Source organism: Achromobacter seleniivolatilans, from assembly GCF_030864005.1.
GTDB lineage: Bacteria > Pseudomonadota > Gammaproteobacteria > Burkholderiales > Burkholderiaceae_B > Achromobacter > Achromobacter seleniivolatilans.
This window is the reverse complement of record NZ_CP132976.1, coordinates 3,248,481-3,263,336: the sequence shown is the minus strand read 5'-3', so window position 1 is coordinate 3,263,336 and position 14,856 is coordinate 3,248,481. Positions and strand designations below refer to the sequence as shown.

13 protein-coding genes are annotated in these 14,856 nt (G+C 62.0%); 7 read left to right on the top strand and 6 right to left on the bottom strand.

Features of this window, described 5'->3' with window-relative positions; translation table 11 throughout:
• Positions 1 to 7 precede the first annotated feature (7 nt).
• The gene (cphA, locus tag RAS12_RS14700; RefSeq protein ID WP_306951147.1) at positions 8 to 2,623 is read right to left on the bottom strand and encodes a cyanophycin synthetase; all 2,616 of its coding nucleotides are present in this window, start codon (positions 2,621 to 2,623) and stop codon (positions 8 to 10) included.
• 259 nt (positions 2,624 to 2,882) lie between these two features.
• Between cphA and RAS12_RS14695 the strand changes: the two genes are divergently transcribed.
• Together RAS12_RS14695 and RAS12_RS14690 are read left to right on the top strand one after the other, a co-directional pair.
• On the top strand, positions 2,883 to 5,168 hold the full coding sequence (locus tag RAS12_RS14695; RefSeq protein WP_306951145.1) for a cyanophycin metabolism-associated ABC transporter: 2,286 nt from the start codon (positions 2,883 to 2,885) through the stop codon (positions 5,166 to 5,168).
• 19 nt (positions 5,169 to 5,187) lie between these two features.
• On the top strand, positions 5,188 to 5,658 hold the full coding sequence (locus RAS12_RS14690; RefSeq protein ID WP_306951143.1) for a cyanophycin metabolism-associated DUF1854 family protein: 471 nt from the start codon (positions 5,188 to 5,190) through the stop codon (positions 5,656 to 5,658).
• Between the two features lie 90 nt (positions 5,659 to 5,748).
• On the opposite strand, the gene RAS12_RS14685 is transcribed toward RAS12_RS14690, so the two are convergent.
• Positions 5,749 to 6,879 (bottom strand): GNAT family N-acetyltransferase, encoded by a 1,131-nt coding sequence (locus tag RAS12_RS14685; RefSeq protein WP_306951141.1) that lies wholly within the window; start codon positions 6,877 to 6,879, stop codon positions 5,749 to 5,751.
• Positions 6,880 to 6,976: 97 nt separating this feature from the next.
• Here RAS12_RS14685 and RAS12_RS14680 point away from each other — a divergent pair, with 97 nt between their 5' ends.
• The 5 genes from RAS12_RS14680 (at position 6,977) to RAS12_RS14660 (ending at position 11,287) form a co-directional block, all read left to right on the top strand.
• Complete coding sequence (locus RAS12_RS14680) at positions 6,977 to 7,798, top strand: ferritin-like domain-containing protein (RefSeq protein WP_306951139.1); 822 nt, start codon at positions 6,977 to 6,979, stop codon at positions 7,796 to 7,798.
• Between the two features lie 15 nt (positions 7,799 to 7,813).
• Complete coding sequence (locus tag RAS12_RS14675) at positions 7,814 to 8,530, top strand: MOSC domain-containing protein (RefSeq protein ID WP_306951137.1); 717 nt, start codon at positions 7,814 to 7,816, stop codon at positions 8,528 to 8,530.
• Positions 8,527 to 9,750 carry a lytic murein transglycosylase gene (locus tag RAS12_RS14670; RefSeq protein WP_306951136.1) on the top strand — a complete coding sequence of 408 codons (1,224 nt, stop codon included), beginning with the start codon at positions 8,527 to 8,529 and terminating at the stop codon, positions 9,748 to 9,750. Before RAS12_RS14675 ends, RAS12_RS14670 begins: the two co-directional genes overlap by 4 nt.
• 113 nt (positions 9,751 to 9,863) lie before the next feature.
• Positions 9,864 to 10,277, top strand: a complete 414-nt coding sequence (locus RAS12_RS14665) for a YidB family protein (protein ID WP_306951134.1) — start codon at positions 9,864 to 9,866, stop codon at positions 10,275 to 10,277.
• 86 nt (positions 10,278 to 10,363) lie between these two features.
• The gene (locus RAS12_RS14660; RefSeq protein WP_306951133.1) at positions 10,364 to 11,287 is read left to right on the top strand and encodes a DUF4434 domain-containing protein; all 924 of its coding nucleotides are present in this window, start codon (positions 10,364 to 10,366) and stop codon (positions 11,285 to 11,287) included.
• A 15-nt stretch (positions 11,288 to 11,302) separates the two neighbouring features.
• Here RAS12_RS14660 and RAS12_RS14655 read toward each other — a convergent pair whose 3' ends face one another.
• From RAS12_RS14655 to RAS12_RS14640, 4 genes are read right to left on the bottom strand one after another with little or no spacing between them, the layout of a single operon-like run.
• Positions 11,303 to 12,433, bottom strand: a complete 1,131-nt coding sequence (locus tag RAS12_RS14655) for an acyl-CoA dehydrogenase family protein (RefSeq protein ID WP_306951132.1) — start codon at positions 12,431 to 12,433, stop codon at positions 11,303 to 11,305.
• Positions 12,434 to 12,442: 9 nt separating this feature from the next.
• Entirely contained in the window at positions 12,443 to 13,114 is a 672-nt protein-coding gene (locus RAS12_RS14650; protein ID WP_306951131.1) for an alginate O-acetyltransferase AlgF, read from the bottom strand.
• Positions 13,115 to 13,117: 3 nt separating this feature from the next.
• On the bottom strand, positions 13,118 to 14,587 hold the full coding sequence (locus tag RAS12_RS14645) for an AMP-binding protein (protein ID WP_306951129.1): 1,470 nt from the start codon (positions 14,585 to 14,587) through the stop codon (positions 13,118 to 13,120).
• Between the two features lie 29 nt (positions 14,588 to 14,616).
• Positions 14,617 to 14,856, bottom strand: a complete 240-nt coding sequence (locus RAS12_RS14640; protein WP_306951127.1) for an acyl carrier protein — start codon at positions 14,854 to 14,856, stop codon at positions 14,617 to 14,619.

Genomic DNA, 14,856 nt, shown 5'->3' with positions numbered 1-14,856 from the left:
GATATTGTCAGTATTGTTGAATCCAGCGGCGGACCAGATCGATGGTGGGACCGGAGAACGCTTCATCGGATTGCAGCAGGGCGAAGTCGCCCGCCGCAATACCGTTCAACACGCTCTCGATGGCCTTGCCATGATCGGGCTCATCCTGGATGTCCTTGACGCGGCTGCCTTGCGTCAGACCCTGGCGTAGCAGAGCACGCGCCTGGCCTTCGGGGCGCTTGCTATTCACCGTTTTGTCGTCATAGAGCACGACGCGGTCGAAGGCATCGCCCAGCAGCCGGCCTTGTTCGATCAGATCTGCATCGCGGCGGTCGGCGCCTGCCGAATACACGGCAGCGCGTGTCGTCGACGGGAACTGGTCAATGGCGGCGATAAGCGGGCGCAGCGCCGAAGCGTTGTGCACATCGTCCACGACCACGGTACCGCCATTGCGTTCAAACAACGTGAACTGCCACGGAGCGTCAGCCTGGTCGATATCGAAAGTCTCGATACCGGCACGGATCAGCTCAATGGGCACATCCAGAGCCCACGCCGTACCGACGGCGGCAAGCACGTTCTCAACCTGGAAGGCCACGCGTCCGCCGTGGGTCAGCGGAATGGCGGCCACGTCGGCAAGCTGTTCTTCGCGAGCGCCTTGCGCCAGAACGATGCGGCCGTCGCGCACGAACACCGCGCGGCCGTCCTGCTGTAAATGAGCGGTAATGGCGGGCAGGGCGGGGTCAATGCCGAAGAAAATCACGGCGCCATCGCACAGCTCGGCCATTTCCACCACGCGCGGATCGCGTGCGTTCAGCACCGCGGCGCCGGTGGGCAGAACCACATCCACTTGGGTGCGGAACACATTGAACATGCGTTCCGTTTCGTTGATGTCGAAGTCACCCAGGTGATCGGCGTCGTCGATGTTGGTGACCACGCCGACCTGGCAGCGGTCATAGGCCAGGCCCTGGCCCAGGATCACGCCGCTATCGTTTTCGATAACAGCGGCATCCACGTTGCGGTTCATCAGCAGGCGGGTGCCGGATGCGAAGTCTGCACGGTCGCCTTTTTGCACCAGGCGGCGGTCCAGGTAGAGTCCTTCACTGCACGCCAGGCCGGTGCGCTTGCCCGACAAATGCAGCAGGCGGGCAACCAGGCGCGCGACAACCGTCTTGCCGTTGGTGCCGGTAACACCCACGATGGGGATGCGGCCAGCATCGCCTTCGGGGAACAGGTGGTCGACGATGGCGCGGCCTACGGGACGCGGGGTGCCGTCAGCCGGCTTCAAGTGCATCAGCAGGCCGGGGCCGGCGTTGACTTCCACAATCGCGCCACGCTGTTCAGCCAGGGGGCGCGAGATATCTTCCGCCACCAGATCGACGCCAGCAATGTCCAGGCCCACCACGCGGGCGGCCAAGGTCACGGTCGCGGCAATGCTGGGGTGGACGCGGTCGGTCACGTCAAAGGCGACGTTTCCGCTGCGTTGCACCAAAACGCGCAGGCCGTCGGCCGGCACGCTGTCTTCGGACTGACCCTGGCGCGCGATTTCCAGCCGGGCGGCGGAATCCAGGCGTACCGGGTTCAGCGGATGGTTTTCCGTACGGCCGCGGCGCGGGTCGGTATTGATCTGGCTTTCGATCAGCTCGGAGATCGTCGACTTGCCGTCGCCCGTTACCCAGGCCAGTTCGCCTGCGGCGGCAGCAACCATGCGGTTGCCGACAACCAGCAAGCGGTGTTCATTGCCCAGCACGAAACGCTCGACGATTACGCCGCTGCCCTCGTCCACCGCTACGCGGTAGGCGGAAACCACTTCTTCACGCGTGGTCAGGTTGGTGAACACGCCCCGGCCATGGTTGCCGTCATACGGCTTGACCACGACGGGCAGGCCGATGTCTTCGGCGGCGTCCCAGGCGTCGTCTTCGCTGCGGACCAGGCGGCCTTCCGGTACCGGTACGCCGCAGGTCGACAGCAGTTCCTTGGTCAGGTCCTTGTCGCGCGAAATGCCTTCGGCGATGGCGCTGGTGCGGTCCGTTTCGGCCGTCCAGATACGGCGCTGGGCCGAGCCGTAGCCAAACTGGACGAGGTTGCCCTCGAACAAGCGGATATAGGGAATATCACGGTCATCGGCCGCATCCACGATGCAGGCCGTGCTGGGTCCCAGGCAATGCTTGTCGACCAGGCTGCGCAGGCGCGAGATGGTGGCGGGCACATCGAAAGGGCGGTCTTCGATGGCGGCCATGACCAGATCACGGGCCTCGTTCAGGGCGGTGCGCGTCACTTGTTCCTGCCATGCGCGCACGACGACCTTGTAGACGCCGCGGGTGGAGGTTTCACGAGCCTTGCCGAAACCGCCTCGCAGGCCAGCCAGGTTCTGCAGTTCTAGCGTGACATGTTCAAGAATGTGGCCGGGCCACGTGCCTTCCTTCAGGCGGGACAGGAAACCGCCCCGCACGCCAGGACTGCAACGATGCTCGATCAGCGAGGGCAGCCAGCCCGACAGGCGCTCGTAGAATCCGGGAATGGTGTTGGACGGATAGTCCTCCAGTTCCCCAATGTCCACCCATGCTTCAAGGACCGGGCGATACGTCCAAATGTTCGGGCCGCGCAAAGCCACGACATCGAGAAATTCAATGTCTTTCTTTTTCATGTTTTAATTTACTTGAGAAGCAGGTTGGCACGCGCGGACGCCCCTATGTAAGACCGCGAATTTATGGGGTATGCGACTTAAGAATAATGCCAACGAGTGGGGGATCCCAGATATTCCTAATTAGAAAAATCGGCTGCTACTATACGACGCCTTCAAGGCGTGAACTCGTTGTGTTGTAAGGAAGGGACACGTTTGCCGCCCATGGGGGCAAACCGGTTGCCGCCTAGTAGGGCAGAGTCCTGGCCCGGTATGCGTTCCAATGAAAAAACCACACCTGCTTTCCGGCCTTGCCGATGCCTTTCCCGCCAAATGGCGAGATGAAATCCGCACTGAATTGGCGGATGGCGAAACCTTGCTGGCCTGGGTTGAAATAGACCTGGATCAGCGGCTGAAGTTCCAGCCTGGATTGGTCGCCGCCACTGACCGCCGACTGCTTGCCCGCAATCCTGCCGATAACGGCTGGGAATCTTGGGCCTATGGCTCTCAATTAACGCTAAGTCTCACCGATCATGCCGGCGCCGCCGTGCTTGAGCTGCACGACGATACCGCGCGTTTGGCGATATGGCGCTTCACGCTGGCGCACAATCCGGCTGCCTTGCGTCTGTTGGCGCAGTTTGAATCGCAGCAGGCTATCCGTTTGTCCGGCCAGCAGGAATCCGAGCCGGTAGAACGCAACTGCACGATCTGTAATAACGTTATTCCTGCCGGTGAGGACGAATGCCCCACCTGCAATCAGGAACAGGCGGCGCCGTCATCGACCTGGGCGCTGCTGCGCTTGTGGCGGTTTGCGCGGCCCTACCGTGGTCCCTTGCTGGCGGGCTTTCTCTTGACGCTGCTGGGTACGGCGGCGACGCTGGTGCCGCCCTACCTGACCATGCCGCTGATGGACGATGTGCTGATCCCGTTCCAGAACGGCGCGCCCATCGACTACAGCAAGGTCCGGCTTTACCTGAGCGGCCTGCTAGCCTCGGCCGTCTTGGCTTGGGGGCTGGGTTGGGCCCGGACTTACATCCTGGCCTGGGTCAGCGAACGCATTGGCGCTGACCTGCGCACCACCACGTACGAGCATCTGCAACAGCTGTCGCTGGAGTATTTTGGCGGCAAGCGCACGGGCGATCTGATCTCCCGCATCGGCAGCGAAACCGACCGCATCTGCGTCTTCCTGTCGCTGCACCTGCTGGATTTCGCCAACGACATCCTGATGATCGTCATGACGGCGGTGATCCTTGTCACGATCAATCCTTGGCTGGCGCTGGTGACCTTGGTGCCGCTGCCATTCATTATCTGGATGATCCACGCAGTGCGCGACCGCTTGCGCCATGGTTTTGAGAAGGTTGACCGCATCTGGTCCGAGATCACCAACGTGCTGGCCGACACCATTCCAGGCATTCGCGTGGTCAAGGCATTTGCTCAGGAAAAGCGCGAGGTCGCGCGGTTCCGCGAGGCCAATAATCGCAACCTGGAAGTGAACGACCGTGTAAATACCACCTGGTCGCTGTTCTCGCCTACCGTCACTTTGCTGACGGAAGTGGGGCTGCTGGTCGTGTGGATTTTTGGTATTTGGCAGGTGTCGCAGAAGCAGATCACGGTGGGGGTGCTGGCTGCGTTCCTGGCGTATATCGGCCGCTTCTATATGCGTCTGGATTCTATGAGCCGGATTGTGTCGGTTACGCAGAAAGCGGCTGCTGGCGCCAAGCGCATCTTCGATATTCTGGATCACGTGTCCAGCGTGCCAGAACCGCAGAACCCGGCCAAGCTGCCGCACATCAATGGCCGCATTGAACTGCGCGATGTGGGCTTTCGCTACGGCAATCGCCAAGTCATCCGCGGGCTGGATCTGACCATTGCCCCGGGCGAAATGATAGGCCTGGTTGGCCATAGCGGTTCGGGCAAGAGCACGCTGATCAATTTGATTTGCCGCTTCTATGACGTGTCTGAAGGCGCCGTGCTGGTGGATGGCGCGGATATCCGGTCGGTGCGCGTGGCGGACTACCGCCGCAATATCGGCCTGGTGCTGCAAGAGCCTTTCCTGTTTTTCGGCACCATTGCCGAGAATATCGCTTACGGCAAACCGGATGCAACACGCGACGAAATCGTGGCGGCGGCGCGTGCTGCCCACGCGCACGAGTTCATTCTGCGTCTGCCCCACGGATATGACTCACTGGTGGGCGAACGCGGTCAGGCGCTGTCCGGGGGCGAGCGGCAACGCATTTCGATCGCCCGCGCGCTGCTGATCGATCCGCGCATCCTGATTCTGGACGAAGCCACCTCGTCGGTGGATACGACCACTGAAAAGGAAATCCAGAAAGCGCTGGACAACCTGGTGCGTGGCCGTACGACGATCGCCATTGCTCACCGCCTCAGCACGTTACGCAAGGCGGATCGTCTGGTGGTGCTGGATCGCGGCCAGATTGTGGAGCAAGGGCCGCACGAAGAATTGATGGCCCGCGAGGGCGCGTACTATCGTCTCTACCAAGCGCAAGCGCGTCAGGCGGAAGCCGACGCGCAATCGTCGGGCAGCGAAGACATGGCCGCCGTGGCCTGACGCAGAATCAGGATTATTCATGACGTTGCCGACCTTTCAGTTGCGCCGCAATGCCTTTGGGCGTCTGGAATACCAATCCGATGACGGCGAAATGCACGAAGGGGTTATTCCTGTTCGGGCATTTCCCATCAGCGAGGCGGGCCGGGGCTTGTCGCTGGTTACCAGCGATGGCCACGAACTGCTCTGGATCGAACATCTGGCCGATGTACCCGCTGCGCAACGCGCGTTGATCGAAGAAGAGCTGGCCGGCCGCGAGTTCATGCCCGAGATCCGCAAACTGGTCAGTGTTTCCACTTACGCCACGCCCAGCACCTGGAAGGTGGAAACCGATCGCGGTCCGACCTCATTCGTCTTGCGCGGTGAAGAAGATATTCGGCGGCTCAGTCCGCAAACACTGCTGGTCGCGGATAGTCACGGCATCTTCTATCTGGTGCGCGACATCCAATCGCTGGACAAGCACAGCCGCAAGCTGCTGGACCGATTCTTGTAAAGCGGGTGCTGCCCGGATGAAGCGTCCGCATTTTGGAGGCATTCTCACCCGGGCGCTCCCAGCCAGGCGCTCCCAGCCAGGCGCCCCCAGCTAGGCGCCGCCTTTGAATGGCGTATGGGCTTCGAGTTCGTCCAGGTAACCCGTCACCGCAGCCGTTTCCTCGTCCAGGAAATTCTGGATCGCTTCTGCGAAACCGGGATGAGCAACCCAATGCGCGGACCAGGTCGGGGTGGGCAGCAGCCCGCGCGCCATTTTGTGTTCGCCTTGCGCGCCGCCTTCAAAACGGGCGTATCCATGCGCAATGCAATACGCGATGGACTGCATGTAGCAAGTCTCAAAATGCAGCCCCGGCACGTATTCCGTCGCCCCCCAGTAGCGTCCATATAACGCATCGCCGCCCGCAAGATTCAATGCGGCCGCGATGGGTACGCCGTCGCGTTCGGCCAAAATCAGCACAAAAGCATCTGCTTGCTCGCGATGCACGCGCTGGAAAAATTCGAGGTTCAGGTAGGGCGGATTGCCGTGATGGAAATAGGTGCGGCAATAACAGTCATAGAAAAATTCCAGTTCAGCCGGACCGATATCTGCGCCCCGCAGCCAGCGGTAAGAGAGCCCCGCCGCAGCCACTTTTTTCTGGTCTTGCCGAATCTTCTTCCGCTTGTCGTGGCTCATGGTGGCCAGGAATGCATCGAAGTCGGCATACCCCGGATTCGTCCAATGAAACTGCACGCTTTCGCGGATCATGAATCCGGCATCACGCAGCGCGCGCATATCGGTGTCGTCCGGAAACAGCAGGTGTAGCGACGACACCTTGATCTCTTCGGCAAAGGCGACCAGACCGCGTACCAGCGTGGCCCGGTCTTCGTCGTTCGCCGCCAGCAGACGGGGGCCCGTGACCGGCGTGAAGGGAATGGCGGACAGCAGCTTGGGGTAGTAGCGCATGCCGTGGCGCTGGAAAGCGTCGGCCCACGCATAGTCGAATACGTACTCGCCGCGAGAGTGCGATTTCAAATAGAGCGGGGCGGCAGCGGCAAGCGCGCCCTCGCGCCATAGCGCCAGATAATGCGGCGCCCATCCGGTGTCCGGCGCCGCGCAGCCGGTCTCGTGCATCGCGCACAGATAGGCGTGCTGCAGAAAAGGCTGATCGCCCGCCAGCGCGTTCCATTGCTGGGCGTTGAGGCGGGAGAGGTCGGTTTCAATCGTCAGGCGCAGGGAATCCATGGGCGAATGATAAAGTCTCCGGCTAGGCACGGTACTGAAACCGTGGGTTATTTCAGGGTTTTGGGCGGCATCAGATCGCCTGGGGTTTGGGAACATCATGGACAGCAATACGATCCCTTCTGCCGAGGGGAATGGTCCGAACTGCCTGCGTGCGCAAGCGTTGGCGGCGTTGGCCGCCACAGAATGGCCGGAAAAACTGGCTGCGGTGCGCGCCATTGAGGATGACGCAGCGCTGGATTGCCAGCGGAGTTTCGAGCCCATCGCAGGCCTTCCCGGACGCCCGGAGCGGCCTCACCTGGTGGCGCCAGCAGAGGTCAAACATCGGTCCATGGCTACGCTTGAGGGGCGCGCCGCGCTGCTGCACGCATTGGCTCACATTGAATTCAATGCGGTGAATCTGGCGCTGGACATCATCTGGCGGTTTGCCGGTATGCCTGAAGCGTTTTACCGCGATTGGCTGCGCGTCGCCCGCGAAGAGGCCTATCACTTCGATTTGTTGCGTCAACGCTTGGCTGCGCTTGGCGTCGCCTATGGCGATTTCCCGGCTCACAATGGCTTGTGGGACATGGCCGAAAGAACACGCGGCGACCTGTTGGCCCGCCTGGCGCTGGTGCCGCGCACGCTGGAAGCGCGTGGCTTGGACGCATCCCCGATGATTCGCAACAAACTGGCGGGTGCAGGCGATAAGGACAGCGCGGCCATTGTTGACATCATCTTGCGCGATGAGATCGGCCACGTCGCCATCGGCAACTATTGGTATAAGCAGCAATGCACGCTGGCGGGCAAGGAGCCCGTGGCCTGTTATGCCGAGCTGGCCCGGCGTTATGACGCGCCCAGGTTGCGCGGCCCCTTCAACCTGGAGGCGCGCCGCGCCGCAGGTTTTGACGATGCTGAACTTGCCGCGCTGCAAGCGGGCTGAGCGGAATCATTGACAATGAACATTACGATTGACGCACTGCTGACAGGCGTGGTCCGGCCGCTGGGCGACTCCGGCCGCGACAGCGGCATAGACAAGCATCCAGTAGGACAACGCTTGTGGTTGGGGCCGGAGGGTCTCAACGGCGACGAGCAGGCCGACCGACGTTTTCATGGTGGCCCCGAAAAGGCGCTGCATCACTATGCGCGCGAACACTATGCCGCCTGGCAAGAGGCGTTAGGTGATCTGGCCGTGCTGCACGCGCCCGGCGCGTTTGGCGAGAACATCTCGACCCGCGGCCTGACCGAACGCGACGTCTGCGTCGGTGATATCTACCGCGCCGGAACGGCATTGATTCAAGTGTCGCAGGCGCGCCAGCCTTGCTGGAAGCTGGATCACCGGTTCAACCACCGCGGCATGGCGGCTCGCGTGCAGGCGAGCGGCATGACAGGCTGGTACTACCGCGTGCTGCAAGAGGGATGGCTGATCACGGGCGACACCCTGTCCTTGCAAGAACGCCCCCATGCACAATGGACGCTGGCGCGTGTGCAAGACATTTTGAACCGGCGTGTGCTCGATCCGGATGTGTTGCATGCGCTGGCAAACTTGCCCGAGCTGTCGCCCAATTGGCGCGCATTGTTCGAGAAGCGCGCCCGCGCGGGCGAAGTCGAAGACTGGACCCGGCGCCTGCAAGGCGACACCGCCGCGACACTCCCCAAGGAATCCCAAACATGAAATCCCTGTTCGCCTATGCGTTGTCCGGCCTTGCGCTGACGTTGCTGGCGCCGGCCGCTCAGGCGGCCGAGCCTTTTGCTGCCTGCCTGTCGCAACTGCGCGGCCCCGCGCTCAAGGCAGGCGTGTCGGGCGCAACCTTCGACACACATACTGCCAAACTGACGCCCGATATGGCGGTGATTGATCTGCTGGACGCCCAGCCTGAATTCAAGACGCCGATCTGGGACTATATGGCCGCGCTGGTCGACGACGAGCGTGTGGCGGACGGGCAGGCAGGCATGGCGCGCTGGCGCGCTGACTTGAATCGCGCGGCCGCGCAATACGGCGTAGATCCCGCGACCATTGCCGCTGTTTGGGGCGTAGAAAGCAATTACGGCCGCATTCTGGGTGGCCGGCCGCTGCTGACTTCCTTGTCGACGCTGTCATGTTTTGGCCGTCGACAGGCCTATTTTCGGGGCGAGTTCTTCGCCACCTTGAAGATCATCCAGGACGAGCACATTGCTGCCGACCGCTTGGTGGGTTCCTGGGCGGGCGCCTTCGGCCAGACCCAATTCATGCCGTCTACCTACCTGCGTCTGGCGGTGGATTTTGATGGAGACGGCCGCCGCGATCTGGTCGACAGTGTGCCCGACGCCCTGGCGTCCACCGCCAACTTCTTAAAGCGTGCGGGTTGGAACAATGGGCTTGCCTGGGGGTATGAAGTGAAACTGCCCGCAGGCATGGACACTGCAGGCGCGGGCCGCAAGAACAAGCGTCCTATGTCGTCCTGGGCCACACAAGGGGTGACGCGCGTTGACGGACAGCCTCTGCCTGGCGGTGATACATCGGCGGGCTTGCTGTTGCCCGCGGGCAAAGCGGGCCCGGCATTTCTGGTCACGCGCAATTTCGACGCCTTGTATTCCTATAACGCTGCCGAAAGCTATGCGCTGGCTATTGCCCATTTGTCCGACCGGCTGCGTGGCGGCGGTCCATTGGTGCAAGCCTGGCCTACAGACGATCCTGGCCTGTCGCGGGCCGAGCGGCGTGAGTTGCAACGTCTGTTGATTGCCAAAGGCTATGACGTAGGCGAACCCGATGGCATGATCGGCGCCCGCACGCGTCAGGCTTTGCAGGCGGCGCAGAAAGAGCTTGGCTTGACGCCTGACGGGCGAGCAGGCCAAAAGGCACTGAAGGCGTTGCGGGCAACAAGCGCGTCCGCGGCAGGACGAGGCGCAGGCTGAGTCGGCCCAAATTTACAAGTTTTGCAAAGTTCCGGCGCCTCGTACTGCTCATGACATTGCCTGCGCCAGCCTTGGGCCTATACTGGATTTCCGACTTTTTCAGGAGCACAGCGATGAGCCTATTGGATACCTTGGCCTCGATGGCCGGCGGCAATCAGCAAGGGGGTTCAGCTTCGTTGCTGCCCGCGCTGATTGAGCAACTGAACAAATATCCCGGTGGCCTGAGCGGCCTGATCGCTCAGTTTCAACAGGGTGGACTAAGCGACGTCGTCGCGTCGTGGGTGGGCACGGGTCAGAACCTGCCTGTCAGCCCCGACCAGCTTGGCTCCGTGCTGGACCCAGGTGTTGTGAATGATCTTGCGGCCAAGACCGGCCAGGATACCAACTCCGTTTTGGGGTCCCTGTCCTCGTTGCTGCCGCAACTGGTGGACAAGGCTACGCCCGATGGCGCAGTGCAACCCGGCAGTCAATTCAATCCGACCGATCTGTTGGCTTCGCTTTCAGGTTTGTTCGGCAATCGCAGCTAAGGGCGGCGCGGGATTCTCTGCTGACACGCCCACTGCTTGATTCTCCCTTTCGCCGGCGCCTGTTTCAGGCGCTGGCGCTTGGCGTCTTGGCGCCGTTGGCCGCGTGCACGCCGCCGCTATCGTTGAACGCCACATTCTTGCAGTTGTGGCGCAGCCATCTGGATTTGAGCCCCGAAGACTGGCGTCAGCGCTTGTCGGCGTACAGGCGCCTGGGTTGCCGCGAAATCTTCTTGCAGTGGGCAGGGCTTGAAGGCGGCCGGCCAGATGACTGGATGGCGCCTGACGCCGTGTTGCGCACGATATTTGACGAGGCCGAGCACCAGGGCCTGGGCGTGCACGTGGGCCTGCCCTACGATCAACGCTGGTGGGACGTGCTGGCTGGCACGGATACGCCGGCTTTGGCCGCCTACCTGAATCAGACGCGCGAGCGTGGCGTGGCCTATATGCAGCAGGCGCCCTGGTCCAAGCGGCGCGCATTTCGCGGTTGGTATCTGCCCTATGAGCTGGAGCAATACAACTGGGCGTCCTCAGAGCGCCAGGCGCTCTTGATTCCTTGGCTGGACGCTTTCTCGCGCGCGGCCCAGGCCACCAGCCGGGGCGTGCCTTGTATCTCTACCTATTACAGCCGCTTGCCCGGCGATGGTTCGCTGATGAAGCTCTGGAGCAACATCCTTGATCACGTCGGCATTCATCCGATGATTCAGGATGGCGTCGGTGTGGCCGGTCTGGCCAACTATCAGGCGCTTGCGCCATTGCACGACATGCTGCTGGCCCGCCGTGCGTCGTTCGACCTGATTCTGGAGCTGTTCGAAGAACTGCCTTCGGGCAGCACCGACGGATCTACCTTCAAGGCCCGTTCGGCGGATTTCGATCGGGTCAAGCAGCAGTGGGCGGTGGCACGTGGTTATGGGGCCAAGCGGGTGGTGGCATTTGCGATAGACCCCTGGGTCATCGACAACACACCCGAGGCCCGGGCGCTGATGCAGGCCTGGCTGGCGGCCCGCGTCTGAGCGCGGCAGACTCGCTTAATTGAAGCTGCGGCCGATGATCTCCAGCATGACTTCGCTGGTGCCGCCAAAGATGCGCAGTGCCCGCGCGTCGACCCAGGCGCGGCCAATCCCGTACTCTGCCATGTACCCATAACCGCCGTACATTTGCAGTAGGTCATCAAGAATTCGGCCTTGTATCTCGGTGGCGTTCAGCTTGGCGATGGCGGCGGTTGTGGCGTCCAGTTCGCCTTCTATCTGGCGAGCCAGACAATCATCCAGGAACACTCGCAACATGGTGCTTTGCGCACGCGCATTGGCCAGTTTGAAACGCGTGTTCTGGTAGTCGATCACGCGGCGGCTGAAGACCTTGCGGTCACGCGTGTATTGCGCGGCTTCTTCCAGCATGCCTTCCACTGAGGCGGCGGCGCGCAGCGCAATGGCCAGGCGCTCGCGGGCCAGTTCGCGGGTCATGTATTCGAACGCGGCGTTCTCCTGGCCCAGCAGACAATCGGCTGGCACCCGCACATCGTCAAAGTACAGCTCGCAGGTGTCCTGGCTGTGTTGGCCGATTTTGTTCAGCGCTGCGCCCTTGGTGTAGCCGGGCAGGTTTTCTTCCACGCAAAACAGTGACAATCCGCGCGCGCCCAAGTCGGGGTCCGTACTGGCCAGCACAATGGCCAGGCCAGCGTTGACGCCATTGGTGATGAAGGTTTTCTGGCCGGTCAGGACGTAGTGTCCGCCGTCACGGCGGGCGCGCGTGCGAATGGCCTTCAGGTCGCTGCCTGCGCCCGGTTCGGTCAGGGCAATGGCGCCGATCACTTCGCCTCGGGTCATGGCGGGCAACCAGCGGTCTTTCTGGGCATCCGTGCCAAAGTTCAGCAGATACGGCGACACCATGTCGGAGTGGATGGAAAAGCCAATGCCCAGGAAGTTTGCATGCGCCAACTCCTCGATGACGACGGCGGCGTGGCCGAAGTCTCCGCCCAGGCCATAGGGATCAGGCAGGGCGCAGTTCAGCATGCCTTCTTCGCCAGCGCGTAGCCAGAGTGCGCGCGGCGTGACTCCGGCCTTTTCCCATTCGGCATAGTGGGGCGCGATCTCGCTGGCGACGAAGCGGCGCACCTGATCGCGGAACAATTCATGATCATCACGGAACACGCGGCGCATGACGCCTCCTTATCGGCTGTAGGGGTCTGTGGCGCTGACCTGGCCGCGCAGAATCGGTGCGGCCGCTGTTCCGGTAAGGAACAGACTGTAGTGGTCGCCGGGTTGCAGCGCTGGGAGAGCGAGGGTAGGGGACGCGGCGGCGCCGCAACCCGCGTCCAGCGTGGCGCTGACCGGGTTGATGGCTCGGGCGGCTGAGCCGCCTGGCTTGATGTCCTGGAACAATGCAGGGCCCGACGGGCTGACGCCTAATTTGCCTGCCGGGCAATCGGCCGCCAGATTGTAGAAGCGCAGTTCCGCTTTCAACGCGTCTTGAGCGCCATTGCTGTCGTCGATGACGGCAAACGACAGCTTGTCCCCTTCGCGCCGGGCAAGCAGCGTGTTGAACGTATCTGGGGCCACTTTCAGGGTGGCGGCTGTCTTGCCGTCGATCAAAACATCAAAGGTCTGGTTGCCTTTGACAATCGCGTAGGTCGTCGCCAGTTTGGCGGGGCCGATTTCCTGTGCGGGCCCCTTGGCCACTTGCGCGCGCAGCGGCTGGGTCTCGGAATTTACGACCCGAACAAATGACGATCCGGCAGGCGGCCGGGCGGCGTAAAGCTGGGCAAAGGCGCCTTCCGCCACGGCGTTGCCGGCGGCGGTAAGGCTCAGTACTAGGGCGGCGATGCGTAAATTGAACGGCATGGCTTACGACTCCGGTTTCTTGCTGAGGCGGGCCTCAAGGTACAGGCGCTCTAATTGCTTGCGGTCGGCCTTATCGGTGCTGGTCGTGGGGAAATGATGGCAGGCGACCAGTTCGGACGGAATCATGTAAGGCGGCAGACGCTTGCCCAGAATGGCCTTCCAGTCCTGCAATCCAGACGGCAGCGGCTGCAAGCCCGCGGGGCCCGTCTGCGCGGGTTCGACAAAACCAATCAATCGGACGATGGTGCCATCGGGACGGCGCAACGCAACGGTGGCGCCCGCCCGCACATGGGGCAGGGTGGCGATAGTGGCATCGATCTCGGCCAGTTCGATGCGATAGCCATGCAGCTTGATCTGATCATCGATACGGCCGCGGAAGGTGACCAGCCCCTGCGCATCGATCTCGCCCAGGTCGCCGCTGCGATAACCGCGCTTGCCGTTGCGTTCGAACATGCGGCTGGCATTCAGGTCGGGGCGGTTCAGATAACCGCGCATGACGTGGTCGCCAGCAATGCTGATTTCGCCGTTCTCGATAAAAACTTCGGCATAAGGCTTGGCGCGGCCAATGGGGAAAGGGTTGGGGGCGGCCGCGCGCAAGGCAGGATCAATCTCGACCCACGTCGTGGAGCAGGTGGCTTCCGTCGGTCCGTAGGAATTGATGATGCGCACTTGCGGAAAACGCTGCCAGAGTTCTTCGGCCAGCGTAGGCGTCAGCGATTCCGCGCCAAACACAAAGACGCGCAAATCGGGCAGATGCGTGTGATTGAAATCAGGATTGAAAAGCTGCTGGCGCACGAATGATGGGGTAGACGCCCAGACATTGATGCGCGTGTTGGCCAGGTAGGCGACAAAAGTATCGCGTTGCGCAATTGTTTCGCGCTGGCACAACACGCAGGCGCCGCCCAGTTCCAGCGCGCCGACCCAGTTGAACAGCGAAAAGTCGAAGCTGAACAGCATCTGGTCCATGAAGACCGGCGCCGCGCCCAAGTTCAGGCAATCGCGAATCCAGCCTGCGAACAGTGAGACGCTTTCCCGTCCGATCTGCACGCCTTTGGGGTCGCCGGTGCTGCCGGACGTGAACATGATGTAGGCCAACCCGGTTTCCGCGAGTGGCGCTGGGTTGTCGCTGCCCGGCACAAAAGCATCGCCTTGCGCGTCATAGCGCAAGCCCGCCTGCACCAGTTGGCCTATACGCGCGATGCGCTCGGGCGGGTTGATGACATCCACGGGAACAAAGGGCACGCGCAATCGCAGGCATCCCAGGATGGCAATCAGAAATGCGGCTTCCTTGTGACCCGAAATCGCAAGCGGTACGCCCGCTGTAGCGCCAGCCAGGCGCGCGCGGCGTTCCCAGGCCTCGGTGGCGGCCTTTAGCGCCGCCCAGCTCATTGCGCCGCTGGCGTCCACCACCGCTACGGCATTGCCGCCCGTCTCGGTATCCGCAAAGTCATAAGTGTTGAAGTCGAAACGCATTGTTCAAATCTCCAGACCTGCGGCGCGCCTCAGGCAGCCGTGTTCTCCGCGATGAACGCGGCCAAGGTATGTACGGATTCGAGGTGCGCATCGATCTCGGTGGGCGGAATCTTGCATCCGAATTCCCGTTCCACTGCCAGGGCCAGATCCACTGCGGCCAGCGAATCCACCAGACCGGATTCGATCAGCAGCGTGTCGGGATCGACCTTGGTAAGAATGATCCCTTCGATAATTTCCGCCACTTTGGCTTCTATGTTCTTGATGTCCAT